Annotated in this window: 24 protein-coding genes and 1 tRNA gene; 9 read left to right on the forward strand and 16 right to left on the reverse strand. The window is 64.4% G+C overall.

Translation table 11 applies throughout. From position 1 onward, the window contains the following. Nucleotides 1-28: 28 nt before the first annotated feature. From H587_RS0102580 to ileS, 8 genes are all read right to left on the reverse strand, one after another. Nucleotides 29-757, reverse strand: coding sequence for a protein phosphatase CheZ (locus H587_RS0102580; RefSeq protein ID WP_027174934.1), 729 nt, complete (start codon nucleotides 755-757; stop codon nucleotides 29-31). 77 nt (nucleotides 758-834) lie between these two features. Continuing rightward, entirely contained in the window at nucleotides 835-1,350 is a 516-nt protein-coding gene (locus H587_RS0102585) for a PilZ domain-containing protein (RefSeq protein ID WP_027174935.1), read from the reverse strand. A 9-nt stretch (nucleotides 1,351-1,359) separates the two neighbouring features. Further along, nucleotides 1,360-1,818, reverse strand: a complete 459-nt coding sequence (locus tag H587_RS0102590) for an NIL domain-containing protein (protein WP_034608469.1) — start codon at nucleotides 1,816-1,818, stop codon at nucleotides 1,360-1,362. 48 nt (nucleotides 1,819-1,866) lie between these two features. Next, entirely contained in the window at nucleotides 1,867-2,748 is an 882-nt protein-coding gene (gene ybgF / locus H587_RS0102595) for a tol-pal system protein YbgF (RefSeq protein WP_027174937.1), read from the reverse strand. After that, complete coding sequence (locus H587_RS0102600) at nucleotides 2,745-2,969, reverse strand: PLDc N-terminal domain-containing protein (RefSeq protein ID WP_034608470.1); 225 nt, start codon at nucleotides 2,967-2,969, stop codon at nucleotides 2,745-2,747. The genes ybgF and H587_RS0102600 overlap by 4 nt, the downstream gene beginning before the upstream one ends. A 3-nt stretch (nucleotides 2,970-2,972) precedes the next feature. Further along, nucleotides 2,973-3,731, reverse strand: coding sequence for a prolipoprotein diacylglyceryl transferase (gene lgt / locus H587_RS0102605; protein WP_027174939.1), 759 nt, complete (start codon nucleotides 3,729-3,731; stop codon nucleotides 2,973-2,975). Beyond that, complete coding sequence (gene lspA / locus H587_RS0102610; protein ID WP_027174940.1) at nucleotides 3,712-4,206, reverse strand: signal peptidase II; 495 nt, start codon at nucleotides 4,204-4,206, stop codon at nucleotides 3,712-3,714. The genes lgt and lspA overlap by 20 nt, the downstream gene beginning before the upstream one ends. A gap of 2 nt (nucleotides 4,207-4,208) precedes the next feature. Continuing rightward, nucleotides 4,209-7,019: an isoleucine--tRNA ligase gene (gene ileS / locus H587_RS0102615; RefSeq protein WP_027174941.1), complete on the reverse strand. Its 2,811-nt coding sequence runs from the start codon at nucleotides 7,017-7,019 to the stop codon at nucleotides 4,209-4,211. Nucleotides 7,020-7,434: 415 nt separating this feature from the next. Between ileS and H587_RS0102620 the strand changes: the two genes are divergently transcribed. After that, nucleotides 7,435-9,612: an EAL domain-containing response regulator gene (locus H587_RS0102620; RefSeq protein ID WP_027174942.1), complete on the forward strand. Its 2,178-nt coding sequence runs from the start codon at nucleotides 7,435-7,437 to the stop codon at nucleotides 9,610-9,612. Here H587_RS0102620 and H587_RS0102625 read toward each other — a convergent pair. The 5 genes from H587_RS0102625 to H587_RS0102645 form a co-directional block, all read right to left on the reverse strand. Continuing rightward, nucleotides 9,575-11,425, reverse strand: coding sequence for an AMP-binding protein (locus H587_RS0102625; protein ID WP_027174943.1), 1,851 nt, complete (start codon nucleotides 11,423-11,425; stop codon nucleotides 9,575-9,577). The two genes, H587_RS0102620 and H587_RS0102625, sit on opposite strands and share 38 nt — an antisense overlap. Nucleotides 11,426-11,528: 103 nt before the next feature. Further along, entirely contained in the window at nucleotides 11,529-11,903 is a 375-nt protein-coding gene (locus tag H587_RS0102630) for a winged helix-turn-helix domain-containing protein (RefSeq protein WP_027174944.1), read from the reverse strand. A gap of 112 nt (nucleotides 11,904-12,015) precedes the next feature. Beyond that, nucleotides 12,016-13,392: a sigma-54-dependent transcriptional regulator gene (locus H587_RS0102635; protein ID WP_027174945.1), complete on the reverse strand. Its 1,377-nt coding sequence runs from the start codon at nucleotides 13,390-13,392 to the stop codon at nucleotides 12,016-12,018. Beyond that, a complete protein-coding gene (locus tag H587_RS0102640) occupies nucleotides 13,392-14,846 on the reverse strand; it encodes a sensor histidine kinase (RefSeq protein WP_027174946.1) in 1,455 nt (484 codons plus the stop codon). The genes H587_RS0102635 and H587_RS0102640 overlap by 1 nt, the downstream gene beginning before the upstream one ends. Beyond that, a complete protein-coding gene (locus H587_RS0102645; protein WP_027174947.1) occupies nucleotides 14,843-16,861 on the reverse strand; it encodes a S16 family serine protease in 2,019 nt (672 codons plus the stop codon). The genes H587_RS0102640 and H587_RS0102645 overlap by 4 nt, the downstream gene beginning before the upstream one ends. Before the next feature lie 265 nt (nucleotides 16,862-17,126). On the opposite strand from H587_RS0102645, the gene H587_RS20475 reads away from it, so the two are divergent. Genes H587_RS20475 through H587_RS0102665 form a run of 4 tightly spaced genes read left to right on the forward strand, consistent with a single transcriptional unit; the run spans nucleotide 17,127 to nucleotide 19,287 of the window. After that, nucleotides 17,127-17,300: a hypothetical protein gene (locus H587_RS20475; protein WP_156904428.1), complete on the forward strand. Its 174-nt coding sequence runs from the start codon at nucleotides 17,127-17,129 to the stop codon at nucleotides 17,298-17,300. A 4-nt stretch (nucleotides 17,301-17,304) separates the two neighbouring features. Next, nucleotides 17,305-17,865, forward strand: a complete 561-nt coding sequence (locus tag H587_RS0102655; RefSeq protein ID WP_051202388.1) for a hypothetical protein — start codon at nucleotides 17,305-17,307, stop codon at nucleotides 17,863-17,865. 57 nt (nucleotides 17,866-17,922) lie between these two features. Next, the gene (locus tag H587_RS0102660; protein ID WP_027174949.1) at nucleotides 17,923-18,210 is read left to right on the forward strand and encodes a hypothetical protein; all 288 of its coding nucleotides are present in this window, start codon (nucleotides 17,923-17,925) and stop codon (nucleotides 18,208-18,210) included. A 27-nt stretch (nucleotides 18,211-18,237) separates the two neighbouring features. Continuing rightward, a complete protein-coding gene (locus tag H587_RS0102665) occupies nucleotides 18,238-19,287 on the forward strand; it encodes a sulfite exporter TauE/SafE family protein (RefSeq protein WP_027174950.1) in 1,050 nt (349 codons plus the stop codon). 70 nt (nucleotides 19,288-19,357) lie between these two features. On the opposite strand, the gene H587_RS16980 is transcribed toward H587_RS0102665, so the two are convergent. From H587_RS16980 to H587_RS20480, 3 genes are all read right to left on the reverse strand, one after another. Next, a complete protein-coding gene (locus H587_RS16980) occupies nucleotides 19,358-19,642 on the reverse strand; it encodes an SHOCT domain-containing protein (protein WP_051202389.1) in 285 nt (94 codons plus the stop codon). Nucleotides 19,643-19,788: 146 nt separating this feature from the next. Then, complete coding sequence (locus H587_RS0102675; RefSeq protein WP_211219481.1) at nucleotides 19,789-21,165, reverse strand: glycerate kinase type-2 family protein; 1,377 nt, start codon at nucleotides 21,163-21,165, stop codon at nucleotides 19,789-19,791. Nucleotides 21,166-21,411: 246 nt separating this feature from the next. Continuing rightward, nucleotides 21,412-21,526: transfer RNA gene (locus H587_RS20480), tRNA-OTHER, on the reverse strand. A gap of 236 nt (nucleotides 21,527-21,762) precedes the next feature. On the opposite strand from H587_RS20480, the gene H587_RS0102680 reads away from it, so the two are divergent. The 4 genes from H587_RS0102680 to H587_RS0102695 are packed head-to-tail and all read left to right on the forward strand — an operon-like array spanning nucleotide 21,763 to nucleotide 24,352. After that, nucleotides 21,763-22,254 (forward strand): hypothetical protein, encoded by a 492-nt coding sequence (locus tag H587_RS0102680; protein WP_027174952.1) that lies wholly within the window; start codon nucleotides 21,763-21,765, stop codon nucleotides 22,252-22,254. 57 nt (nucleotides 22,255-22,311) lie between these two features. Beyond that, complete coding sequence (locus tag H587_RS16985) at nucleotides 22,312-22,644, forward strand: ArsR/SmtB family transcription factor (protein ID WP_051202390.1); 333 nt, start codon at nucleotides 22,312-22,314, stop codon at nucleotides 22,642-22,644. Continuing rightward, the gene (locus H587_RS0102690; RefSeq protein WP_027174953.1) at nucleotides 22,641-23,618 is read left to right on the forward strand and encodes an ABC transporter ATP-binding protein; all 978 of its coding nucleotides are present in this window, start codon (nucleotides 22,641-22,643) and stop codon (nucleotides 23,616-23,618) included. Before H587_RS16985 ends, H587_RS0102690 begins: the two co-directional genes overlap by 4 nt. Continuing rightward, on the forward strand, nucleotides 23,615-24,352 hold the full coding sequence (locus H587_RS0102695; RefSeq protein WP_027174954.1) for an ABC transporter permease: 738 nt from the start codon (nucleotides 23,615-23,617) through the stop codon (nucleotides 24,350-24,352). Before H587_RS0102690 ends, H587_RS0102695 begins: the two co-directional genes overlap by 4 nt. The last annotated feature ends 242 nt before the right edge of the window (nucleotides 24,353-24,594 follow it).

The following is a 24,594-nucleotide window of genomic DNA, read 5'->3' on the forward strand; positions in this document are numbered from 1 at the left end:
GCCTCGTCCGTGTCGTTTCTCCTCGCCCTCAATCCATGCCCAGTTGGGCCAGCAGGTCGTCCACCGCCCCCTGGTTCGAACTCTCCTGAGGCCCCTTGAGAGTGCTCATGCGGTCCTTGGCCTCGGCCTCGATGGCGGCGAAATCCTTTTCCGGCTGCTGTTCGCGGGCCTGGATCATGAGGCCGGTGGACATGTACACGTCCAGCACGATGGCCTCGATCTTCTTGATCGTGTCGATGATGATCTTGATCCGCTGCCCGGTGAGATCCTGGAAGGAGAGGGTTGTCATGATGCGCATCAGGTCGTGGCCCAGGGTTTCGTTGATTTCCGCCAGCCGCTTGCGGTCCTCCTTCTTGACCCCGCCGGAGTCGAAGGCCTGGATGACTTGGCCCAACGACGCCTGCATGTCCTGGAGCTTTTCCACGATTTCGATGATTTCCTCGGCGGCCTTTTCCGTGGTGCGCAGTACTGCGTCCAGTTGGTCCGAGGCCTTGTTCAGCAGGGCGTCGGGATCCTGGAGCGAGGCGGGCAGGGGCTTGGCCTGCTTGGCGGTCTTGATCTCGCGGTAGATGTTCTTGAGGCTGTCCTGCAGGTCTTCGTTGACCCGGCGGTAGAACTCGCCTTCCAGCAGGGCCGAGGACAGGCTGCGGGAAATCTCTTTCTCCACGGCGGCGGTGATGGTCTGCTTGAGGTCGGCGGCCATCTGCTCGGAAACCTTCTCCAGAAGGGACTTGAGGATGTCTTCCTTGGACTGCATGGGCTCCTCGCATGGCTCAAAAGACGGCGGGGAACCGTCCGGGTTCCCCGCGTTCCGCATGGATTGCGGAAAGTCGTTCAACCCCATTTCCGGTTGCGGATTTCCTCGCGCTGTTCCTGGAATACGAACTGTACGATGCTCTCCAGATCGTGTTCCCGGATGTAGGTGAATTCGAAGCGGTGCAACCCGTCCTCCTCGCCGCGAACTCGGCCAAGGGCCGACGCCAGGCGAAGCGGGAATTGGGTGAGCACGATGACGACCTCCATGGGTTGCCCTTCGACCAGGGGTTCCGCGGAACTGAACCGCACCCCGGCGCCGGAAACCTCGAGGACGTCCAGGTCCAGGGGAAAGTCCTGACGGAGCAGATCCTGGCGCTGCCCGGCGAGGATCTGGTCCAGCTTGGCGTCCATCTCCACCAGGAATTCCACCAGCCCTTCCGGCAGGGTCGAGGCGGAAAGGCGCGCGGCCAGCGATGAGCCGTCCCGGCGCGGGGCCGTGCGGAACAGCTGCGGCCCGTCCGGCGAATCGCAACGCCGGGCCAGGGCCTTGAGTCGGGCGGCGACCCGGGAATAGGTGCGCTGTTCCTGGTCCATGCGGGCTCCTTACTGGCGTCCGTTTTCGTCCAGGTCCACGGCCATGGCGCGCACCGGGCAGACCCGGGTGCATAGGCCGCAGGCCGAGCATTTGTCCACCTCGAAGATCACCTTGCGGGTGGCCTTGTCCACGGCCAGGGCTCCGGTGGGGCACATGGCCGTGCATACTCCGCAGTGGATGCAGGAGTCTTCGTCGCGGAATATCTTCTGGGCCACCGGGGTGATGCGGACGCTGTTTTCCTTGAGGTAGTTGACGCCCTTGTGAAAGTCGGTTTCCAGCCCGCTGATCTCCAGCGTCATGGTGCCTTCCTGGCGGGGGCTGATCTCGGCCTTCAGAATGTTGAAGGAGAGGTCGAAGAGGCGGGCCAGATTGCAGACCACCGGACGGCTGGAAATCCCGGGAGGGAATGTCAGATAGACGATCTTGCGGAAGCCCTTCTGGACTTCGGAACTCACTGTGGCGCTCATGATTCCTCTATGGAGCGGCTTCCCGGTCGTGGCGACGCCCGGGGCCGGTTATTTCTTCGGGTCGGCCAGGAACTGCTTGGCCCGGTTGGCCTCGGCCGTTCCGGGGTTCTTGTCGATGAGTTCCTGGAGGATGATCTTGCCCGGCTTATCCTTGCCCATCTTGTAGAAGGAGATCCCCTGCTTGAGCAAGGCCGAGCGGTACTTTGGGCTGTCCTTGTGCTTGTTGATGACGTCGTCGTAAGCCAGCACGGCCTTGGCGTAATCGCCCATCTGGTAGTAGCACTCGCCCTGCCAGAAGATGGCGTTGGGCACCAGGGTGTGCTTTTTGAACGTGGTCACGAACTCGGCGAAGTCCCGGCGGGCCTCGTCGTACTGCCGGGCCTTGAAGGCGGTGAGGCCCTTGGCGTAGAGGGCGTCGGCCGGATCCTGGGGCGGAGCCACGGCCTCGGCGTTCTGCGCCGGAGTCGCCTGCGCCTGAGACTGCTGAGCCTGAGCCGGAGCGGTCGGTGCGGTGGCTGCGGCCTTGGCTCCCTTGCCGAGATCCACGGCGAACTGGGATTCCAGGGCCAGTTCGATGGCCTTGACTCGTTCGTCAAGCTGGGCCATGTCCACGCCGCCCTGGGGCGCCAGACGCATGTTCATGGTGTCCATCTGGCCCTTGAGGGTGGCCACCTCGGTCTTGAGGGACTCCACCTCGGCCCAGATGTCGGCCTGCTTGGCCTGCACCGGGGCGCTGCTTTTGCGTGCCTCCTCGCGGGCCACGGCGATCTGCTCCTCAAGCTGTTTGAAGAGCTCACGGGCTTCCTGCATGGTCTGGCGGTTGCGCTGGTCCAGGGTCTGTACGTCCTGGCGTGAGGCGCAGCCCGGGGCCAGAGTCATCATGGCGGCCAGGGCGGCCAGGCCGACGGTGGTTCGGATGGTGGTCTTCATCGAATTTTCTGCCCCCTTTTTCTTCCGAAAATCAAATACGCCACTCCGCCCAAAAAGGGAACCAGCACGGAGAGCTGGATCCAGGCCATCTTTTCCAGGATGGACGGGAATTCCCGACGGAAGGCGTCCCAGATCGAAAACAGGCTGATGCAGACGAATATCCCCATTGGGGCGAGGATCATGATCCATTGCTCATTGCTCAGATTCGGCAGGGGAAACATGGCTCAACTCCGTACGGATCGTTTGTTGGTCATCAGGAACAGGCCGAGGCCGAGGAAGAGAGCGTAGACCCCTTGGGTCACGCTGAACGGGCCGAGCTGGCCCCGGAAATCGGCCCGGAAGAATTCCACGCCGAAGCGCGACAGCGAGAACAGCACCAGGAACAGGCCCATGAGACTGCCCGGTCTGGTCAGGCGGTCGCGCAGGGCCAGGAGGATGCCGAAGGCCAGCAGGCCGGAGAGGCTGTGGTAGAGCTGCGTGGGGTGCAGGGGCATGTTCAGGGGCACGGCCAGGGAGTGTGGGTCGGTGAAGGTCACGGCCCAGGGCATGCCGCAGAGCTGGCCGTAGCAGCATCCGGCCGAGAAGCAACCCAGGCGGCCGATGGTCTCGCCCAGGGCCAACCCCGGGGCCACGGCGTCCAGCCAGGGCAGGACGGGCTGCTTCCGCCTGCGCGCCGCGCGCCAACCCAGCCAGCCGCCCAGCATGGCGCCGCCGGAAAAGACCATGCCTCCCTCCCAAAACTGGAGGATTTCCAACGGATGTTCCAGGAAATAGGAGGGGTAGAGCAGGATGTAGAGCACCCGCGCGCCGACCAATGCGCCCACGAATACCGCGAAGGCCACGTCCGGGATACAGTCCACCGGCAGTCCCCTGCGCCGGGCTTCCCGCCAGGTCCAGCCGACGCCTCCGAGAAAGGCCAGGGCGATGAACACCCCGTATGTGTGAATGGTCACGAAACCCAGGTCAATGAGAACGGGATGCATGCGGCTTTTTCCGGTACAGCGAGATGAGCAGGCAGAAGGCGCCCAGGGTGATGGCGATGTCGGCCACGTTGAAGGCGGGCCAGTGCCAGTCGCCCACGTAGAAGTCCAGGAAATCGATGACCTCGCCGTAACGCACACGGTCCACCAGATTGCCCAGGGCCCCGCCCAGGATCAGGCCCAGACCGGTGATCAGGAAGGTTTCCTGGTCCGAGGCTTGGCGCAGAAGATGGAGCATGACCCCGACAGCCAGCAGGGTCACGACCACCAGGAAGGTCGTCTGCCAAGTGATGTCCACCCGGTTCAGGAAGCCGAAGGCCGATCCCTTGTTGGTCACATGAACCAAGTCGAAGAGGCCGGGGATCACGGTGCGTGACTCCCAAAGCTCCAATTTGGCCTGGACCAGGGCCTTGGTGACCAAGTCCGGGATGAGGACCGCCAGGCTCAGAACCAGGGCGATGGCGTAGCGGCGTTTCATGGTCAGCCGATGGCCTTGAGCACGGCGGCGCAGCGCGGGCAGACGTCCGCCGGGCCGGTCGCGCCGAGTTTCTCGGAGAACTTCCAGCAGCGTTCGCACTTGCCGCCGGGGGCCGCGTCCACGGACACCCGCAGCCCTTCCACCTCCGCGGAGACGAAGACTCCGGCCGGAGCCTCGCCGGAGTCGGCCAGAGTCACCTTGGAGACGATGAAGATTTCTTCAAGTTCTGCTTGAGAGAATCCGGACAGGGCCTTGCGGATCATCTCCGGGGCGTACAGGGTCAGGGCCGTGCTTAGGGAGTGGCCGACCTTGCCCGCCTGGCGCAACGGCTCCACGGCTTTGGACGCCTCGGCGCGAACCGCCAGGAGTGTTTCCCAGGCCGCCCGTTCCTCCGTGCCCAGCTTCGGGTCCAGGGGCTCATGGCGCAGGGCGAAGACCGTGGGATTACCGGGGTGCAGGGCCTCGGGCAGGGCCAGGAAGGCCTCCTCGGCGGTGAAGGAGAGCACCGGAGCCATGTCGGTCAGCAGGAGCATGAGCGCCTGCCAGAGCACGGTCTGGGCCGAGCGCCGCGCTACTCCGTCGGGGGCGTCGACGTAGAGCCGGTCCTTGGTGATGTCCAGGTAGAAGGCCGAGAGGTCCGTGACGCAGAGGTTGTGCAGCGTGTGGTAGACCTTGTGGAATTCATAGTCCGCGTAAGCCTGCCGCATGGTCCGGTGGGCCTTGAGCACGAGGTCCAGGGCGTAGCGGTCCAGGGAGGGCATGTCCGCCGGGGCCACGGCCTTGGAGGGGTCGAAGTCCGCGAGGTTGCCGAGGATGAAGCGGCAGGTGTTGCGGATGCGACGATAGGCGTCCACCAAGCGGGAGAGGATTTCGTCCGAGACTCGCACATCCTCCTGATAGTTCACCGCCGAGGTCCACAAACGCAGGATCTCCGCGCCGAACTTGTCGATGATCTCCTGGGGCGCGATGGTGTTGCCGATGGACTTGGACATCTTGCGGCCCTCGCCGTCCACCACGTAGCCGTGGGTCAGCACGGCCTTGTAGGGCGGCACGCCGCGTGTGCCCACCGAGGCCAGCAGCGAGCTGTGGAACCAGCCGCGGTGCTGGTCCGAGCCCTCCAGGTAGAGGTCGGCCGGGAAGGAGGTGTCGTCCCGGGTCTCCAGCACGGCCGCGAAGCTCGTGCCGGAGTCGAACCAGACGTCCAGGATGTCGGTCTCGCGACGCCAGTGGGAGCCGCCGCACTTGGGGCATTTCAGATCCTGGGGGATGACCTCGGAGTCCGGGGCCTCGAACCACCAGTCGCAGCCCGTGGGATGGGCCTGGAAGTGCGCGACCACCTTGTCCACCCATTCGGGGCCGAACCAAGCTTCGTCGCAGTCCTCGCAGATGAGGGCCATGATGGGCACACCCCAGTTGCGCTGGCGGGAGATGCACCAGTCGGGCCGGAATTCGATCATGTTCGAGATGCGTTCCTCACCCCAGGAGGGAACCCAGCGCACCCGCTTGTGGATGGCTTCCAGGGCCTTGGCGCGTAGATCGTTGGCCTGCATGGAGATGAACCACTGGGTGGTGGCCCGGAAGATGACCGGCTCCTTGCAGCGCCAGCAGTGCGGATAGGAGTGGCGGATATTTTCCTGGAGCAGGAGGTGGCTGTTCTCCTTGAGTTTTTCGATGACCTTGGGATTGGCCTCCATGACCTGAAGCCCGGCGAAGAACTCCACCGTGGGCAGGAAGCGGCCGCTGTCGTCCAGGGGCGAAAGCACCTCCAGGCCCCGGCGCATGCCGGTCTCGTAGTCCTCGCGGCCGTGGCCCGGGGCGGTATGCACGAGGCCCGTGCCCGAGTCCAGGGTCACATAGTCGGCGGTCACGACCGGCGAGGGCCTGTCATAGAAGGGATGCCGAGCGACCAGACCGTCCAGGCGGCTGCCGGGAACCTCCGCCAGGACCGTGCGTTCGGTCCAGCCGAAGGCCTCGGCGCAGACCGGCACCAGACGCGAGGCCAGGACGTAGACATCGCCGCCGACCTTCACGAAGGAGTAGTCGAATTCCGGATGCACGGCCACGGCCATGTTCGACGGCAGGGTCCAGGGCGTGGTGGTCCAGATGGCGGCGTACGTCCGGGCCGGGTCGGCCTCGGGCAGGATATCGCGGACCTTGGGGTCGGTAAGCGGGAAGCGCACGAAGACCGAGGGCGAGGTGTGGTCCGCGTACTCGACCTCGGCCTCGGCCAGGGCGGTGTGGCAGGAGCAGCACCAGTGCACGGGCTTCTTGCCTCGGTAGACGGAGCCCTTGGCCATGAAGCGCCCCAGCTCGCGGGCCGTGGCGGCCTCGTAGACCGGGGCCATGGTCATGTAGGGCCGGTCCCAGACGCCGAACACGCCCAGGCGCTTGAACTCCCCGCGCTGCACCGAGAGCCACTTGGCGGCGTATTCGCGGCAAAGCTTGCGGATCACCGCCGCGGGCAGTTCCTTTTTCTTCTTCTTGAGTTCCAGCTCGACCTTGTGCTCGATGGGCAGGCCGTGGCAGTCCCAGCCGGGCACATAGCCCGCATGGAATCCCTGCATGTTGCGGGACTTGACCACCATATCCTTGAGGATCTTGTTCAGGGCGGTGCCCATGTGAATGTTGCCGTTGGCGTAGGGCGGACCGTCGTGGAGCACGTATTCCGGGCGGCCTTCGTTGGCGGCCAGCATGAGGGCGTAGGCGTCCAGCTCTTCCCAGCGCTTGAGCATCTCGGGCTCACGCTGTTTGAGGTTGGCCTTCATGGGGAAGGCGGTCTGGGGCAAACGCAGGGTCGCTTTATAGTCGCTCATGGCGAATCGTGCCTCCGTGGCAGGGAATGGCCCGGACGGGTCGGGCTTGGAGCGCGATAGATTGGAACAAGGCGCATCGGAAGTCAAGAATATGGAGCTGGTCGCCGATGTCGCGGAATGTCGTGGCCTTCTTTTTGTCCTGCAAAAAGGAAGGGATGCGCCGGGACGGCCTGCGCCCGGCAGACACAAGGCTTCGTCTTCACCGGAAAGAAAGGAGTTTTATCTGATTGGAGGTTTGGCACGGGTTCTGCTTTTCCCTCAGCGATTCCTCCCGTGTTTCCTCTCTCCTCCGTGCAAAGGGGCCTTCGGGCCCCTTTCATTCATGCGGCGACAGTTTTTTCGAAAATCATTCCCCGATAGCCGCGAATCGTGTAAGACTGAAGCGGAAAAACCACGGACCCTGGGCGGCGCATTCATGGGAAGCGGCAAGACTCCTATTCTGGCGGTCGATGATGAGCGTATGAACCTGCGTCTCCTGCAGGGGATGCTCAAACCTTTCGGCCTGGAGTTTCTTTCGGCCCAGTCAGGGCTGGAAGCCCTGAGCATCGCCAAAAGCAGGGATCTGGCCCTGATCCTTCTGGACGTCATGATGCCCGGCATGGACGGTTTCCAGGTGGCCGAGGCCCTGCGCGGCGACCCCGTCACGCGGCACATCCCGATCATCTTCGTCACGGCCATCAACAAGGAGCAGAAGCACGTCTTCCGGGGCTACGAGCTGGGGGCGGTGGATTACCTGTTCAAACCCGTGGAGGCCGAGGTGCTCTGCGGCAAGGTCAGGGTTTTCGTGGAACTGCATCGCCAGCGGCAGGCGCTGGAGGAGGCCTCCCGCCAATTGTTGCGGAGCGTGGAGGAATTGCGGGTTTCCAAGGCGGCCTTGGAGGAATCCGAACTGCGCTACCGCACGGTGGCGGACTACAACCACGACTGGGAGTCCTGGATCGGCCCCGACGGCCGGGCGCTTTACGTGAGTCCGTCCTGCGAGAGAATTTCCGGCTACCCGCCCGGCGTGTTCCAGGAAGATCCCGAATTTCTGCATACCATCGTAACCCCTGACGATCGCGATACGATACGGCGTTTCCTGGGGGATTCCCGAGCCGAGACGCTGGACTTCCGGATCAGGAATCGAGACGGCGAACAGCGTTGGCTGAACGTGGTCCGTCGGGAGATTCCCGGTCGGGAGAACGGGGGCAGCCTGGGCTGGCGGCTGTCCATGCGCGACATTACGGCCCGCAAGGAAGCGGAACTGCAGCTGCGGCATCTGGCCCTGCACGATCCGCTCACGGGACTGGCCAACCGAACCCTGCTTCTGGACCGTACGAGTCTGGCCTTGGAGCGCCTCAAGCGCGGGCGGAAAAACATGGCGGGCCTCGTCTTCCTGGACTTGGACCGGTTCAAGGTCGTCAACGATAGTCTGGGGCACGCTCGCGGCGACCTGCTGTTGGTGGAAGTGGCCCGGCGCATTCAAGCGTGTGTGCGCGGCGTGGATCTGGTGGCCCGCTTCGGCGGGGACGAATTTATTTTGCTGTTGGAGGAGTTGGAGTCGCCTCGGGAGGCCATCCACGTGGCCAAGCGGGTGCGCGACGCCATGCGCAAGCCCTTCGTGATCGACGGCCATGAGATCACCACCTCCGCCAGCTTGGGACTTGTCCTGGCCGTCGATGGCGACGTCGGCGCCGAGGAGTTGATCCGCCACGCCAACATCGCCATGTACAAGGCCAAGGAGTCGGGCAAGAACCGTTTCCACGTCTTCAACGAGCGCATGCTGGAGCAGGCCGTGGCGGCCCTGCGGCTGGAGAATGATCTGCGGCGGGCCATCCGGCGCGGCGAATTTCATTTGGCGTTTCAGCCCATCGTCTCGCTTGGTGACGGTCGCCTGGGCGGCTTCGAGACCCTGCTGCGCTGGAATCATCCCCGCCGGGGGGCGGTGTCGCCGGCGGATTTCATCCCCGTGGCCGAGGAGACGGGCATGATCATCGAGTTGGGGCAGTGGGTTCTGGACCAAGCCTGCGGGGTCATGCGACGCTGGCAGCAAGCCAATTCCCATGCCGGGAATCTGAGCTTGGCGGTGAACGTCTCGGCGCGGCAGTTCGCCAAGTCCGGCCTGGCCGACGACGTGCTGCGGGCCGTGGGCGTCTCGGGACTCGCGCCGGAAAGCCTCAAGCTGGAGATTACCGAAACGGCCATCATGGACAATCCGCGCAACTCGGTGCAGAAGCTGCATCGGCTGCGTCAGGACGGCATCCGTTTCAGCATCGACGACTTCGGCACGGGATATTCCTCCCTGGGCTACCTGCAGAAGTTTCCCCTGGACGATCTGAAGATCGACTTGTCTTTCGTGCGGGTCATGGAGTCCTCGGCGGAAAACCTGGAGATCGTGAGGACCATCATCGGCCTGGCCCACAACCTGGGGCTTTCGGTGGTGGCGGAAGGAATCGAGAGCGCGGCCCAGCGGAACATCCTGGCCGAACTCGGCTGTGAGTACGGTCAGGGCTATCTGTTCTCGCGGGCCGTGCCGGAAGCCGAGGCCGAGGCCTGGGTGCGCTCAGGGGAGCGGTTCAGCGAGGCTGGCCGTCCACGTACAGGTAACGCTTGATCTTCTGGGTCGGAGTCTTCTCGAAGGGCTCCGGCTGCTCGATGATCCGATGCAGGCGGCAGAAGGACGAGACCTTTTCGTTCACGCCCCGGCGCAGCTCTTCCAATAGTTCCCCGATGCGTTTTCCGGCCTCGGATTCGGTGAGGCCCCGCACCCCGAAGCGGGCGTCCAGGTAGTCGTAGTCCAGGTGGATGCGCGCCAGAAGCCGCTCGCCCTGGGAGAAGACCAGGGATTCCAGGACATAGGGCCACTGGCAGAGTGTGCTCTCAATTTCTTCGGGGTAGATGTTCTCGCCGCTGGGGCCGAGAATGACGTTCTTGAGCCTTCCCCGGATGGAGAGATAGCCATCCTGGTCCAGCAGTCCCAGGTCGCCGGTGCGCAGCCAGCCGTCGGGCGTGAAGGTTTCCTCGGTGATGGCCGGGGCCTTGTAGTAGCCGCGCATGACGTTGGGCCCGCGCACGAGGATTTCTCCGACCTCGTCGGGCGAGGGCGCGTCAATGCGGATTTCCACGCCGGGCAGGGCCGTGCCGCAATGCCGGTAGCGGACCTTGTCGGGCATGACGCCCGAAACCAGGGGAGAGCATTCCGTGAGGCCGTAGCCCACGCTGTAGGGGAAGCGGGAATCGCGCAGGAAGGCCTCCACCTCGGGAGCCAGGGCCGCGCCGCCGATGCACATGCAGCGCAAGGCGCCGCCGAAGGTCTCGAACAGCTTGCGCCCGGCGGCCTGGAAGAGCTTTCGCCGGGTGAAGCCGATCTTGAGCAGGCCGCGCAGGGCCGCGTTCTTCAGCAGCGCGGGCAGGATGCGGTTGCGGTAGATCTTTTCGATCACCAGCGGCACGCAGAGCAGGAACGTTGGGCGGATTTTCTGCAGGGCCGGAAGCAGGATGGCCGGGGTCGGCGGCTTGGCCAGGTAGCTCACCGAGGCGCCGCACGACAGCGGCAGGACCAGACCCAGGGTGCATTCGAAAGTGTGCGACAGCGGCAGGATGGAGAGCATGCGGTCCTGGTCCGTGATTCCCGCCAGGTCGGCGGAGCCCAGGGCGTTGGAGACGATGTTCCGGTGCGTGAGCATGACGCCCTTGGAGTTGCCCGTGGTGCCCGAGGTGTAGATGATCGCCGCCAACTCGTCGGCCGGAGAGCCCTCGTCTCCTGATTCACGGACGCGATTGGCGGCGCGCAACGCGGCATCCTTGATCTTGCCGAATTCCTTACGTCCGGCATTGATGACCTTGCGCAGCTTGTCGGCCGAATTGACGGGAACGTCTTCACCCGCTTCGGCGGAGTGCTCCTTCTCGCCGCGATCGATGCGGTTGTGGCGTGTATTTTCTTTTATTCTGCCGATCTCCTTGGCCGCGCGCTTGACCAGTCCCTTGAGGGGACCGCTGCCGGGGTCGCTGATGAGCGAGAGGTCGTCCAGGAGGATGCGTACGCGCAAGGCCTCGAGCTCGCCGTCGTCCAGCTTGCAGGCCAGGCGTCTGGAGACGAAGACCGCCGAGCATTCGGCGTGGCGCAGGATGTGATGCACGGCGCTCTGGTGAAAATCCGGCAGAATGGGCACGGCCACCGCGCCGATCCGGGCGATGGCGAAGTAGGCCACGCCCCAGTTGGGCATGTTCTCGGCCAGAAGGGCCACGCGGTCGCCGGTCCCGATGCCGTGAGCGTCCAGGAGTTCAGCCGTTTCGCGGACCCGTTCGCCCAGTTCGGCATAGGTCATGACCGGTCCGTCCACCACGGACAGGGCGGGTCTGTCGGCGTGACGCTCCACGCTGCGTTCGAGAACCTGCTTCAGGGTCAGGGCTTCCGTGGCCTGCACTCGCTCCTCCTCACTCGACGGGTCGGTGGGGTATAGCAGAGGAATTCCTTGAGCGGAACCCGTCGGCCGGGGCCTTGCCGGGCAGGGAAAAAAGGGCGGGGGATCAGTCGGAGGGGGTGCCCCGGTAGGGCCTGGCCGGCCAAGGGAAGATTTCGCGGGCCTTCTCCAGCGCGGCTTGCTCCACGGAGTCGAACCAGCGGCGGAACATGTCCTTGAGCATCCGGCCGTCCTCGGTGAGTTCGTAACCCGCCTTGTTGCTGCCTCGGGTCTGGACCAGGCGCACGCCGAGGACGTCCTCGCTTTGCTTCAGTTTCCCCCAGGCCGCGCGGTAGGAGATGCCCATGGCCTCGGCCGCGGCCTTGAGTGAGCCGTGCCGGTCGATCTGCTCCAGAAGCTGGGCCCGGCCGGAGCCGAAGAAGACGCCGTCGTCGGTGTCCAGCCAGAGGTGCAGGCGAATGGTGGGGATGTTTTCCTTCATGGTGTGCGGCGTCGGCTTGTTCCGTATTTTCTTATGTCAATTTGGGCAGAATGATCAAGGCGGAAATATGCTCCCGCCGCCGCTCGGGCATGCATCGTCGCGTGTTTTCAGATCAAGCCTTCCCTGACGTATCTTCCAGGTTGAATTTCTTGACCTTGCGCCAGAGCGAGGCCCGGTCGATGCCCAGGATGCGGGCCGCCTGGGTGCGGTTCCCCCCGGCCTGTTTCAGAACCCAGGCGATGTATCGCTTCTCGTTCTCCTCCAGGGTCACGGGTTCGGAGAATCCGGGGCGGGCCACGCGCACCGCCGTCTCGCGCAGGTCTTCGGGCAGGTGTCTGGGCTCCACCACGCCGTCCTCGGCCAGAATCACGGCCCGCTCCAGGATGTTTTCCAGCTCTCTGACGTTGCCCGGAAAGGCATAGCGCGAGAGAATTTTCGGAACATCCGGGGCCAGGGTCGGCTGGGGTTTGTCCATCATGCGCGCGGCCTTGGCCAGGAAGAACTGGCAGAGCAGGGGGATGTCCTCGAGACGCTCGGACAGCGGCGGCACGAGCAGGGTGATCACATTCAGCCGGTAATAAAGATCCTGACGGAACCGCCCGGCCTCGACCTCGTGTTTGAGGTCGCGGTTGGTGGCGGCCACGAGGCGCACGTCAACGGGCACGTCATCGGTGCCGCCCACGCGGCGGATGACGCGTTCCTGGATGGCCCGCAAGAGCTTGACCTGCATGGGCATGGACATCTCGCCCATCTCGTCCAGGAAAAGGGTGCCGCCGGGCGCGGACTCGAACAGGCCCTTCTTCATCCGTTGCGCTCCGGAGAAGGCTCCGGCCTCGTGTCCGAACAGCTCGTTTTCCAGGAGATCCTCGTTGAAGGCCCCGCAGTTGATGGCCAGGAAGCGGGCCTCGGCTCGGCGGCTCAAAAGATGCAGGGTGCGGGCCACCAGTTCTTTGCCCGTGCCGGTTTCGCCCAGGATGAGCACGGTGGAATCCGTGGGCGCCACCTGGGCGATGGCCTGCTTGAGCCGCCGCACGGGTGGGGAGTCGCCGATGATCGGCAGGGGCTCGGAGCGTTCGCGCATGCATTCGCGCAGTTCCCGGACCTCCTGGCGCAGACGCCGCTTCTCCAGGGCCTTCTGGACCAGCAGGCGGGCCTCTTCGAGCTGGTAGGGCTTGGCCAGGTAATGATAGGCCCCCCGGCGCATGGCCTCAACGGCCGTCTCCACCGTGGGATAGCCGGTGACCACCAGGACTTCCGTGTCCGGCCAGAGCTCCTTGGTCCGTTTGAGTACGGCCAAACCGTCCACTCCTTCCATCATGAGATCCGTGAGCACCAGATCGAACTCGTTCTTCTCCAGTTCGGCCAGGGCCTGGCGGCCGTCGTCGGCCTGGCTCACTTGGCAGCCCATGCGGCCGAGCACATGGGCCAGATTCTTGCGGGCGATGGGTTCATCGTCCACCACCAGAACCAGGGAGGGAATATCTCGCATCACGCCTCCTCCAGTTCGGGCCGCTCCAGCGGCAGCCGGATGGTGAAGACCGCGCCCGTCTGACCGTCCTGGCGGTTCTCGGCCACGATGGTTCCGCCGTGTTTCTTGATGATCCCGAAGACGATGGACAGGCCCAGGCCTGTGCCCTTGCCCACCTCCTTGAGGGTGTAGAAAGGATCGAAGATGCGGCCCAGGTTTTCGGGTGCGATCCCCGTGCCCGTATCGGCCACGCGGATCACGGCCTGGTTGGCGGCCATATCGGCCTCGGCCTGGATGGTGATCCGGCCCGGCGAGGTCTTGATGGCCTGCATGGCGTTGATGAAAAGGTTCAGGAAGACCTCCTGCATGCGCTGGGCGTCCATGAGCACCATGAGTTCGGCCGGGATTTCGCGCGAGATGTCCACTCCGGCGGGGAGTTGGCTGGTCACCAGACGCATGGAGCGTTCCACCACGGCGTCCAGGGGCACGGGCTTGAGCGAGAAGTCCGTGACCCGCGAAAATTCCAGCAGGCCTTTGACGATGTCTCGTGAGCGCAGAACCTCATGGTAGATGTTGTCCAGGAGTTCCCTGGTGAATTCGTCCTCCCGGATGACGCCCTCCTCGCGCAGAATTTGGCAGGAGGTGGATATGTTGTTCAGGGGGTTGTTCAACTGATGGGCGATCCCCGAGGTGAGCACCCCCAGAGAGGCCAGCTTTTTTTCCTGCACGAGTTGATTCTGGCGCTTCTCCAGTTCCACGATCATGCGGTTGAAGGCCTCGGCCACGTTGCGGGTTTCGTCTCGGGTGGCGGGCACCGGCAGGGGGCTGAAATCGCCTCGGGCGATGCGGGCCGTGGAGCGTCCGATGAGCTGCAAGGCCTGGATGATGCCCCGGCCAACGAACCAGACGAAGGCCAGACCCAGGCCCAGGGCCCCGAAGATGGACAACAGGAGCTGGCGCTTCAGGCTGTTGACGATATTCAGGATCGTGATCCTCTGGGCGGCCACGAAGCGTTGGGAAGTCTCCACCAAGGCCTTGCCCTGTTCACGCAGGTCGTTGCGGGCGGCCTCGGCCAGGGCCTTGTCCCCGCCGTCGGAAGTCAGTCGGAGCACGCCGTCCTTGTAGCGCGTCAGCAGGTTGCGAAGGCCGGCGAAACCCATGGTCCCGGGCCGACTCTCGGCCTCGGCCGAGGCGATGTGCTTGATGCGCTCAAGCCCCAGATCGGCGTAGCGCAGGCTTTCCCGACGGTCCTCCTCCTGGGCGTAAAGCAGATAGTTCTTTTCGTAACGGCGGACTTCCAGGATGTCGTTGGCCAAGTCGTCGACCACCTCGGCCAGACGCAGGGCCTCGTCGATCTGCACGAGGTGATGGTAGGACAGCGCGCCCAGCAGCCCCAGGCCCAGCAAGGCCACGACGATGCCCAGGACGACTTTCTGGCGGATAGTCAGGGCGAAACGGCCGTCGGGCAGGATCATGACGAGACTCCTTGTTCCAAGGCCGAAACCAGGGCTTCGCCGATGTCCCGGGTCAGGATGATCTCGGGCAATCCAGGGGTGCTTCGGCGCAGCAATTCCACGTCGGCGGTGTTCTCGGCGGGCAGGATCACCTGCCGCACTCCGCCGCGCACGGCGGCCAGGAGTTTTTCCCGCACCCCGGCCACGCGCAGAACTCGGCCGGAGAGCGAGATTTCGCCGGAGAGGGCCACGTCGGCGCGGGCGGCGCGGCCGGTGAGCAGGGAGACCAGAGCCACGGCGATGGTCAGGCCCGCCGAGGGGCCGTCCTTGCTCACGGCCCCGGCCGGGATGTGGATGTGGATGTCCTGGGTGGAGAAGAAGTCGGGATCCACGCCCAGTTCCGGAGCCCGGCCCCGGATGTGGCTCAGGGCGATCTGGGCAGATTCCTTGAGTATTTCGCCCAGGGAGCCGGTGAGAAGGAGTTGCCCGCTGCCGGGCATGCGTGAGGCTTCCACTGAGATCAGTTCCCCGCCCGCGTCGGACCAGACCAGACCGGTGGCCGCGCCCACGCGGGGCGTCGCGGCGGCCGCTTCGTGGCTGAAGCGCGCCGGGCCCAACAGGGAGGCGGTCAGCTCCGGGTCGATATCGCCCTCGAAGCCTGGCTTGCCTTGTTCCAGGCAGGCTCGGGCCAATTTGCGGCATACCCGGCCGATCTCGCGGTCCAGGCCCCGCACCCCGGCCTCGTTGGTGTGCTCGCGGATGATCAGGGACAAGGCCCCGGTGGTGAAGGTGGGAAAGGGCTGGGTCAGGCCGTGTTCGCGCAGTTGCCGGGGCACGAGGAACCGCTCGGCGATTTGCAGCTTTTCAGCCTCGGAATAGCCCGAAAAGGAGACCACCTCCATGCGGTCCAGCACCGGACCGGCCAGGCGGGCCGTGCCGTTGGCCGTGGCGATGAAGAGCACCGAGGAGAGGTCGAAGGGCACGTCCAGATAGCGGTCCAGGAAGCGGCCGTTCTGTTCCGGGTCGAGGATTTCCAGCAGAGCCGAGGCGGGGTCGCCTTTGGCGTCCTGGGCGATCTTGTCCATCTCGTCGAGCATGAACACGGGGTTCTTCACACCCACGGCGCGTATGGCCTGGATGATGCGGCCGGGCAGGGCGCCGACGTAAGTCCGGCGGTGGCCGCGCAATTCGGCCTCGTCGCGCAACTCGGCCAGGGACAGGCGGCAGAACTTACGGCCCAGGGCCTCGGCCACGGCCATGCCCACAGAGGTCTTGCCAACGCCGGGAGGGCCCGTGAAGCAGAGGATGGGCGAACGGGAGCCATAGTGCCGCGCGGCGTCCTTGAGAATGTCGCGCACGGCCGAGCGCAGTTCGTCCAGTTCGATGGGCTTGGAGAGGTAGTGCACGGCGCCGGTCTTCATGGCCTGGACCGCCGTGTCCACGGTGGCGTAGCCGGTGACGATCATGATCTTCGTATTGGGTGAAACCTTGCGGGCCTCGGTCAGGAGGGTCATGCCGTCCATCCGGTCCATCTTGAGGTCCGTGACGATGCAGTCGAACTCCCAGCGCCGGACCTTTTCCAGGGCCCCCTCGCCGTTGGCCGCCACCTCGACCTGATAACCCTCGCGACTGAGAATGTGACGGAGGTTGGAGCGGGCGATAGGTTCGTCATCGACCACCAGGATGGAGGCCGGGCGGCGCGCGATCATGGTCCGTTGCGCCAGATACTCCAGAACACGGTCCTTGACCTGGCCGAGCCCCGCATGGCTGCCGTCGAGCACAGCCTCGGCCCGTTTCAGGTCCAGGTTGTCCTGGGTCAATACGTTCCAGGGCAGGGAGAGCAGGTAGTCCAAGTAGTTGGAGCCGATGGCGTACTCGGCCACCGAGGGGTCCGTCTTGGCCAGGCGCTCCAGTTCGGCGTCCACGGCACACCGGGCGGCCTCCGGCAGGTCGGCCTTTCCGGCCTTGGCCTTGAGCCCCTCCAGCCCCTCGACCGCTTCGGGACGCTGCTCCTCGTTTTTGCGGAAGAAGATCATCGGCCCCTCCCCGGAACGGTGTTGCGGAATCGAACTGTTGTTGCAGGATCGAACAGCCGCATTTTCTTGAAAAGAATCAAAATATCAATGTGATACATATTTTTATACTCCTGATCGTTCGTTTTTGCAACGGGATTCGTTTCGCGCCTTGGTTCGCCTTTTTAAATAAAGTCATTCATTCAAAGCCATTATGACGAAAAATCGAGTTGGCACGTGAATTGTTATGGCTGGGACGGTTGCAACAATCAAACCGGGAGAAATCGGTATGGCGACCATCCGTGAAAAAATGGAGCGCGTGTTCGTGGCGGTGGCCTTCGCCGAGCGCGACGATCGGGAAGAGGCCGTGCGGCTGGCCAAGACCGATGAGGAACGGCAGGAACGTCCCGCAGACTCCAAGCGCCGCGACAAGCGCCCCCGCGCCGTGATGCGGGCGGAGTAGCCGCATGCCCCGGAACATCGCCAGGCGCATCTGGGCCGGATTGTCGCGGCCCAACGGCATCCGGGTCCGCAAGGGCCCCGGGGGCCGGGACCGCTTCGCGGACTACGCCGAAGCCCTGGCCCTGGCCGAGGCCGGCGAGCAGGCCCTGGCCGGAGGCGTCATTCGGCGCGGCGGTTCCGGCCGCAAGCGCATCCTGATCGTGGGCCATGGACACTCCTTTTCCCCCCGCCTGGCGGAATATGCCCTGGGGTTGGCCCAGCGTCTGGAATACGGCCTCGTCTTTCTGAACGTCGGCGACCCCGGGGCCGCCGCGTCCACCCCGCAGATGAACGCCTATCTGCGCGACGGCTTTGTCCGCCGTTCCGGCGAGGAGGTCCGCCCCTGGCTGCTGCTGGCCACGGGCCGGGGCCTGGAGGCAGGGCATGTGGTGCGTTTCGGCGATACCGCCCGGGAGGTCGAGGGACTTTGCCGCGACCTGCATCGGGTCGAACTGATTCTGAGCGATCCGGAGGAGGGGGCCAAGCTGGAAGGCCGGGCGCCCTCGGCCCTGTTCACCGTGGATTGAAGGAAACCATCCCGTTCCGGACGAACGGGTCACACAACCTGCAGGAGGAAGAAGATCATGGCGCAGCCGACCGGGGGCAAGAAGCCCGTGCTCAAGACGATCATTTATGGTGTGGTGTCCGTGGCGTTGTATGCGGCGGCGTTCACCCACGCCAACACCTTGACGGAACTTTTTTCGCGAGGCTCTTTCTGGGCTGCCGGACCGATCCTCACGGTCTTCGTGTTTTCCTATGCCCACGGAACATTCGCCTCCAACCTTTGGTCCTGCCTCGGCGTCGTGGCTAGGCCGCGTGCCGCGAAGCGCTCCGCCGCCCGTCCCCAGGCCCGCGCCACCATCAACGCCTAGAATCGGAACAATGAAAGGATCGATATCATGGAAACGTTGCTTCTCGACACCAGCAAGTTCATTGAATTGAACTTTCAGGCCGTGGGCTTCCTCTTCATCGTGGGCTTCATCGGCGGCTTGGTCAGCGGCTTCATTGGCTCGGGCGGGGCCTTCGTGCTCACTCCCGGCATGATGAGCCTGGGCGTGCCCGGCACCGTGGCCGTGGCCAGCAACATGTGCCACAAGTTCCCCAAGGCCCTGGTCGGGGCCATCAAGCGCTTCCGCTACGGCCAAGTGGACATCAAGCTCGGTCTCATTACGGCCGCTTCGGCCGGAGTCGGCGTGCAGATCGGCATCATGATCCAGCGAGCCATTCTCGACCGCTGGGGACAGGCCGGATCGGACCTCTATGTGAGCCTGTCTTTCGTGGCCGTTCTGGTCATCGTGGGCGGCTACATCATGATGGACGCGGTGAAGTGTGCGCGCTGCGGTGGCGAGGAGAGGCCGAGTTCCCTGGCTCTGCGGCTCCAGAAGATCGAACTCTGGCCCATGATCACCTTCAAGACCTCGGGCCTGCGCATCTCCCTGTGGTTCACCATTCCCGTGGGCTTGGCCACCGGCATGCTGGCCGCCACCATCGCCGTGGGCGGCTTCATCGGCGTGCCCGGCATGATTTACGTGGTCGGCGCGTCCAGCCTTGTTGCCTCGGCCAGTGAACTGGTGGTGGCCTTCATCATGGGCATGGCCGGCACGGTCAACTGGGCCATGCACGGCATGGTCGACATCCGCCTCGTGCTCATCATCCTGGCCGGGTCGCTCCTGGGCGTGCAACTCGGCGCCATCGGCACCACCTATGTGCGCGAGCACATGATCAAGTCCGTCATGGCCACCATCATGCTCATCGTGGCCGTGAGCCGGGCCATCGCCGTACCCAAGTACCTGGTGAAGCTGGGGATCATGGACGTTTCCGAGGGCGCCCTCTCGATCATGGGCAGTGTGAGCTTCGCCTTCATGTGCCTGGCCCTGGGCGTCGGCTCGGTGATCATTCTGGGAGCCATGTGGAAGGGCCGCCGGGTCGAGGTTCCTTCCCGGGCCTAGAATTCTTTCGCCTCATACCCTTGGCGAAGGCCCCGGCGGACTGCGATTCCGTCGGGGCCTTCCCATCATATCACCCCTGGATGTCCTTCTTCATTCGTTCGAATTCCTCCCGGCTGATCTCCCCTCGGGCATAGCGGGTCTTGAGGATGGCCAGGGGCGTGTCGTCCGCGCCGTTTCCGGGGCGGTGCAGCAGCCAGACGGCCAGGATGATCACCAGGGCCAGGCCGAGGAGCATGACCAGCCCTCCGCCGAGCGGCGACATCATCTGGTAGCCCCCTCCGGGGCCGAAACCAGGGCCGGAGCCAGGACCATACTGGGCGAACAGACGGAGGCAGTCGAGGGAGTCCGCGCGCATGATGTACCTCCAGGGCATGAACGGACGTCGGATCTCCGCCCACGCTTCCGGATGGGGCGCGGGACGGTCTTGCGATCCTATCATACATCATCCGGCCGCCGGGTGCAGCAGGCGGTTCGGAGAAAAACACGCCTCCCGCGCGGCGCTCAGGGCACGAGCAGAATGTGCAGGTCGCAGACGTTGGTCATGGTCGGCCCGGTCTTGAACAGCCCGTCGATGCGTTCGAAGAAGTGATAGGAGTCGTTGTTGCGCAGGGAGTCGGCGAGGGACAGCCCCGCGCTCTTGGCTCGTTCCAGGATGTCGGTGGAGGCGAAGGCCCCGGCCGCGTCCGTGGGACCGTCGCTGCCGTCGGTGGAGGCCGAAAGAAAGTGGATGCCCCGGCCGCGTTCCTCGTCCAGGTCCATCTGGGCCAGGAAGGCCAGGGCCATCTCCTGGTTGCGGCCGCCCTTGCCCTCGCCGAAGAGCGTGACCACGGTCTCGCCGCCCAGGATGACGCAGGCCGGACGCTTCACGAGCATTTCCCGGCGGCGCACGTCCTGGGCGATGCCGGAGATGAACTTGGCGGCCTCGCGGGCCTCGCCGGTGAGCATGCAGGTCAGGGGAGCCACGTTGTAGCCCAGGGAGGCGGCGGTTTCGCAGGCCGCCAGCATGGCTGCGTGGTTCGTGCCGATGAGGATGTTTCGGGCCAGATCCAGGGCCGGGTCGCCGAGTTTCACCGTGTCCGGGATGCGCCCGGCCAAGCCCAGGCGCAGGACGTGCATGATCTTGGGCGAGACGCGCGCGTCCAGGCCGTACTTGTCGATGACCGCCGCGGCCTGGGCGAAGGTGGAGCGGTCGTGGGCGGTGATGCCCGAGGCGATGGTGTCCAGGTGGTCGCCGACCACGTCGGAGAGGATGAAGTTGCAGCTTCGAGCCGGGAACAGACGCTGGAGCAGGCGGCCGCCCTTGAGGCCTGAGAGGTGTTTGCGCAGGCAGTTGATCTCCCCGATGTCCGCGCCGCAGGCCAGAAGTTCGCGGGTGGCCTGCTGCTTGTCCGCCAGGGTCAGGGCGATGCGCTCCCCGTCCACCTCGATCTCCAAGGGCGAGGGCAGGAGCGCCGAGCCGCCGCCGGAGATGAGCGCGAGCACCAGGGTGTCGGCCCCGGCCTGGTCGGCCAGGTCGGCGATCTTGCGGGCCGCGCGCACGCCGTTCTCGTCGGGCACGGGATGCCCGGCCTCCAGCACCTCGATGCGCTCCAGGGGCTCGGCGTGGCCGTACTTGGTCACGATGCAGCCGCCGGAAACCCGGTCGCCGAGGATGTCCTCGATGGCCCGCCCCATGCGCGCCGAAGCCTTGCCCGCCCCCAGAACCAGGACGCGCCGGAAGGTCGAAAGGTCGATCTCGTGGCGTTCGTTCTCCATATCCACCAGGAGCCGGTCGTCCGCCAGGCGTACGTGGTCGAGCAGCATGCGGTAGGGATCGATGCGCTGGAGCGCGGCGGAAAATATTTGGCGCAGGTGGTCGCGAATGATCTGCTCGGGCATGGACCGGTCTCCTTGGACTGGGGCTGTCATTTCGGGCGCGCGGTGTGCGTCGTCTCGAGGGCCGCGCGTGCCCGGGCCAGATTCTGGCGCAGCATGGGCAGATCCACAAGGGCCAGGGCCTGCTCGAAGGTCCGGGCGGCCTGTTAGAAGGCGGCCAGAGCGGTTTGGACGTCTGCCGTCCTGGAAATTCATAAAGAAAAAGGGCCGGTCAGCTCATGGCTGACCGGCCCCGGGGCAAGGTCTTCATGGTCGGGATGAGAGGATTTGAACCTCCGACCCCTTGAACCCCATTCAAGGCTCGGAGCTGTCAAGAATTGAATGTAACAACCTAAAAACAAAGAGCATCTCCCGTCGCATCCCGGCTGTGCAGGGTGTGCAGCGTGTGTCCAACGACGCGGGTTTCAGCAGGGCGCTGCTGGAAAAGGGGACACAAAGGGGACACGCGCCCAACTCCAGTATCTCTCCCGGGTTGTGCCGAGATATGAACGAGGCTGGATCAATGGACAGCCCCTTGTTTTATCGGTCCGCCGTGTTTTTTCTTCTGGCTAGATTCCGAGAATAGCCTTTGCCGTCGAGAAGTAGAGGAGCAGTCCAGTGATGTCCACGATGGTGGTCAGGGCCGGGCTGCGCTACCTGAACAGCTACGACACCACGTTCATCTTTGAATACTACCGCAACGGCCTGGGCTATTCGCAGACCGAAACCACCGAATACTACAGCTTCGTCGAGGATGCGCTGGCGGCCTACCAGACGGGCAACAAGCTGCCGCTCATGAAGAGCCGGAAATACAGCCAGGCATATTCCAGCCAGAACGCCATGGAGGACTATCTCTACCTGCGGATCGTGCAGAAGGACCCCTTTGACATCCTCTATTTCTCCCCGGCCTTGACCACCATCGCCAACCTGGACGACGGCAGTCTGTCCCTGTCCCCCGAACTTCTCTACGCCCCGGTCACGAATTGGGAATTTCGTCTCAAATCCTGGTTCTTCCTGGGGGGACGACGACACCGAATACGGCGAGAAGCAGAACGATTACCGCGTCGAGGCCCGGATTCGTTATTATTTCTAGCAATGGGCCGAGTCGGTTGACTCCGGTTCTGGGCAGTATTAAAGTGTCCGCATTGATACTTAAAAACTAGGTGCGCCATGTCCGATCATGAAAAGCTCGCCCGCATGTTCAAGGTGCTCTCCGTGGAGACCCGGCTGCGCATGATCGGTCTGCTCCAGGCCCACCCCTTGTGCGTGAACGCCCTGGCCCGGCGGCTGGGGATCACCCCGGCGGCCGTTTCCCAGCACCTGCGCGTGCTGCGGGACGCGGGCCTGGTGGCCGCCGACCGCCAGGGGAATTTCATGCACTACCGTGCCAATGCCGGAGTGCTGGAACTTTGGGACAAGGAGATGCGCGGCCTGCTGCGACCCGCGGCGCCGTGTTCCGGGTTGCTGGGCCGCTTCCATCCCGATCCGGAGCACAAGGAATGACGAACCAGGCCATTGCCGCCACGGACCTGCGGAAACGCTTCGACGATGTCCAGGCCGTGGATGGGGTCACGTTCCGCGTGGCTGAGGGCGAAATCTTCGGCTTCCTGGGCCCCAACGGGGCGGGGAAATCCACCACCATCAACATGCTCACCGGCCTGGCCCGGCCCGATTCCGGCGGCATCTGCGTGGGCGGAGTGGACTGCGTGCGATCCCCCCGGATGGCCCAGGGCCTCATCGGCGTGGTGCCGGATGAAAGCAATCTCTATCCTGAACTGACCGGCTTCGAGAACCTTTGTTTCTGCGCAGCGCTCTATGGCCTGGGCAAAAAAGAGCGTCAGATGCGCGCCCGGGAACTGCTGGAGGCCTTCGCCCTGGCCAAGGCCGCTGACCGCAAGTTCGGCGGCTACTCCAAGGGCATGAAGCGCAAGCTGGCCATTGCCGCCGGAGTCATCCACCGGCCGCCCATCCTCTTCCTGGACGAACCCACCACGGGCATCGACCTGGCCAGTGTGCGCCAGATCCGGCAGCTCATCGCGGACCTGAACCAGGGCGGCACGACCATTTTTCTGACCACTCATTATATCGAGGAGGCCGAGCGGCTCTGCGGCCGTATCGCCTTCATCGTCGCCGGGCGGATCATCCGCATGGACAGCGTGGAGAACCTGCTCCAGCCCGTGCGCGCCCGGCACGTGCTGCGGATCACCGCCAATGGTCCGGCGGAAAGCGCTGCCGGAGAGATGGGCCGAGTGTTTCCGTATCTGACCGTCCATGTGGAGGGAGGAAACCTGCTCCGGGTGGAGGCGGGCGGCCCCGTGCCCGTGGGGCCCCTGGTGCGCTTCCTGGAGGATCACGGGGTGGAGGTGGCCGAGGCCCGGCGCATGCGTCCTTCCCTGGAGGACGTCTTCGCCGAGGTCACGGGCATCGGGGCCGAAGTCCTGCATCAGGAAAAGGGCAGGAACGGAGGCCGCGCATGAAGGGCTGGATCGCGTTCTGGAACATTCTGCTCAAGGACATGCGGACTTATTACCTCAAGCCGCCGAACATCAGTTGGGGCCTGATCTTCCCCCTGGCCTGGACGAGCATGTTCTTCATCCGCTCCGGCACCGGGCTGGAGGGCATCCCGTCCCTGCTGCCCGGGGTTGTGGCCCTGTCCGTGCTTTTCGGGACGTCCTCCATGCTGGCCGTGACCGTGACCTTCGAGAAGAAGAACCGCTCCTTCGAGCGCCTGCTTCTGGCGCCCATCTCCCTGGAATTGCTCATGCTGGCCAAGACCTCCGGGGCCATCCTGTTCGGCGTGGCCAACGCCTTCGTGCCCGTGGCCCTGGCCGCCATGTTTTCCGAATTGCCGCCCCTGGCCTGGGCCCCGTTCCTCGCGGCCGTGGTCCTGGTGGCCGTGGTCTCGGCCTTCCTGGGGCTGTTCATCGCCGTGGCCGTGAGCGAGGTCTTTGAGGCCCAGACCTTTTCCAATTTCTTCCGCTTCCCCATGATTTTTCTCTGCGGCCTCTTTTTCCCCGTCGCCAAGCTTCCGCTCGCCCTGCAACCCCTGTCCTACATCCTGCCTCTGACCTACGGGGCCGACGCTTTGCACGGGGCCGTCCGCGGCGGGAACGTGCTGCCCTACGCCGTGGATCTGCCGGTCCTGGGAGCCTTCTGCCTCGCGCTGTTTCTGGGTAGCCTCTGGAACATCAAGCGCAAGTGGATACAGTGATGCGTTGATCTAGCATTCAGGTTTGTTGGCCTTTTCCCCATACCTGCGTGGATTGGTCCAATATTCACAAGTGGTTCCCGGAAATGTTCGCTGTACTACGGCGTATTTGTAAAGCTCCCTGTCCTAGGCCAGCTGAGAGTAGAGACTCTGGGTCATTTTCATGGACCAAAAGTCTCTACTTTGGCAATGGACCCAGTTTGCGCCGATGTTACACGTTATTTTTCTTAAACTCATCAAGTGCA

Origin of the sequence: Desulfovibrio aminophilus DSM 12254, from assembly GCF_000422565.1 — a bacterium.
GTDB classification, from domain to species: Bacteria; Desulfobacterota; Desulfovibrionia; order Desulfovibrionales; family Desulfovibrionaceae; genus Aminidesulfovibrio; species Aminidesulfovibrio aminophilus.

Bases quoted from the DNA above. Each gene is read 5' to 3' on its own strand.
- H587_RS16980 (WP_051202389.1), bottom strand. From the start codon at position 19,642: ATGCGCGCGGACTCCCTCGACTGCCTCCGTCTGTTCGCCCAGTATGGT.
- H587_RS0102645 (WP_027174947.1), bottom strand. From the start codon at position 16,861: ATGATCTTCTTCCGCAAAAACGAGGAGCAGCGTCCCGAAGCGGTCGAG.
- H587_RS0102640 (WP_027174946.1), bottom strand. From the start codon at position 14,846: ATGATCCTGCCCGACGGCCGTTTCGCCCTGACTATCCGCCAGAAAGTC.
- H587_RS0102580 (WP_027174934.1), bottom strand. From the start codon at position 757: ATGCAGTCCAAGGAAGACATCCTCAAGTCCCTTCTGGAGAAGGTTTCC.
- H587_RS0102695 (WP_027174954.1), top strand. From the start codon at position 23,615: ATGAAGGGCTGGATCGCGTTCTGGAACATTCTGCTCAAGGACATGCGG.
- H587_RS0102620 (WP_027174942.1), top strand. From the start codon at position 7,435: ATGGGAAGCGGCAAGACTCCTATTCTGGCGGTCGATGATGAGCGTATG.
- H587_RS0102635 (WP_027174945.1), bottom strand. From the start codon at position 13,392: ATGCGAGATATTCCCTCCCTGGTTCTGGTGGTGGACGATGAACCCATC.
- H587_RS0102660 (WP_027174949.1), top strand. From the start codon at position 17,923: ATGGCGCAGCCGACCGGGGGCAAGAAGCCCGTGCTCAAGACGATCATT.
- H587_RS0102690 (WP_027174953.1), top strand. From the start codon at position 22,641: ATGACGAACCAGGCCATTGCCGCCACGGACCTGCGGAAACGCTTCGAC.
- lspA (WP_027174940.1), bottom strand. From the start codon at position 4,206: ATGAAACGCCGCTACGCCATCGCCCTGGTTCTGAGCCTGGCGGTCCTC.
- H587_RS20475 (WP_156904428.1), top strand. From the start codon at position 17,127: ATGGCGACCATCCGTGAAAAAATGGAGCGCGTGTTCGTGGCGGTGGCC.
- H587_RS0102590 (WP_034608469.1), bottom strand. From the start codon at position 1,818: ATGAGCGCCACAGTGAGTTCCGAAGTCCAGAAGGGCTTCCGCAAGATC.
- H587_RS0102675 (WP_211219481.1), bottom strand. From the start codon at position 21,165: ATGCCCGAGCAGATCATTCGCGACCACCTGCGCCAAATATTTTCCGCC.
- H587_RS0102680 (WP_027174952.1), top strand. From the start codon at position 21,763: ATGTCCACGATGGTGGTCAGGGCCGGGCTGCGCTACCTGAACAGCTAC.
- H587_RS0102655 (WP_051202388.1), top strand. From the start codon at position 17,305: ATGCCCCGGAACATCGCCAGGCGCATCTGGGCCGGATTGTCGCGGCCC.
- ybgF (WP_027174937.1), bottom strand. From the start codon at position 2,748: ATGAAGACCACCATCCGAACCACCGTCGGCCTGGCCGCCCTGGCCGCC.
- ileS (WP_027174941.1), bottom strand. From the start codon at position 7,019: ATGAGCGACTATAAAGCGACCCTGCGTTTGCCCCAGACCGCCTTCCCC.
- H587_RS0102630 (WP_027174944.1), bottom strand. From the start codon at position 11,903: ATGAAGGAAAACATCCCCACCATTCGCCTGCACCTCTGGCTGGACACC.
- H587_RS0102585 (WP_027174935.1), bottom strand. From the start codon at position 1,350: ATGGACCAGGAACAGCGCACCTATTCCCGGGTCGCCGCCCGACTCAAG.
- H587_RS0102665 (WP_027174950.1), top strand. From the start codon at position 18,238: ATGGAAACGTTGCTTCTCGACACCAGCAAGTTCATTGAATTGAACTTT.
- lgt (WP_027174939.1), bottom strand. From the start codon at position 3,731: ATGCATCCCGTTCTCATTGACCTGGGTTTCGTGACCATTCACACATAC.
- H587_RS16985 (WP_051202390.1), top strand. From the start codon at position 22,312: ATGTCCGATCATGAAAAGCTCGCCCGCATGTTCAAGGTGCTCTCCGTG.
- H587_RS0102600 (WP_034608470.1), bottom strand. From the start codon at position 2,969: ATGTTTCCCCTGCCGAATCTGAGCAATGAGCAATGGATCATGATCCTC.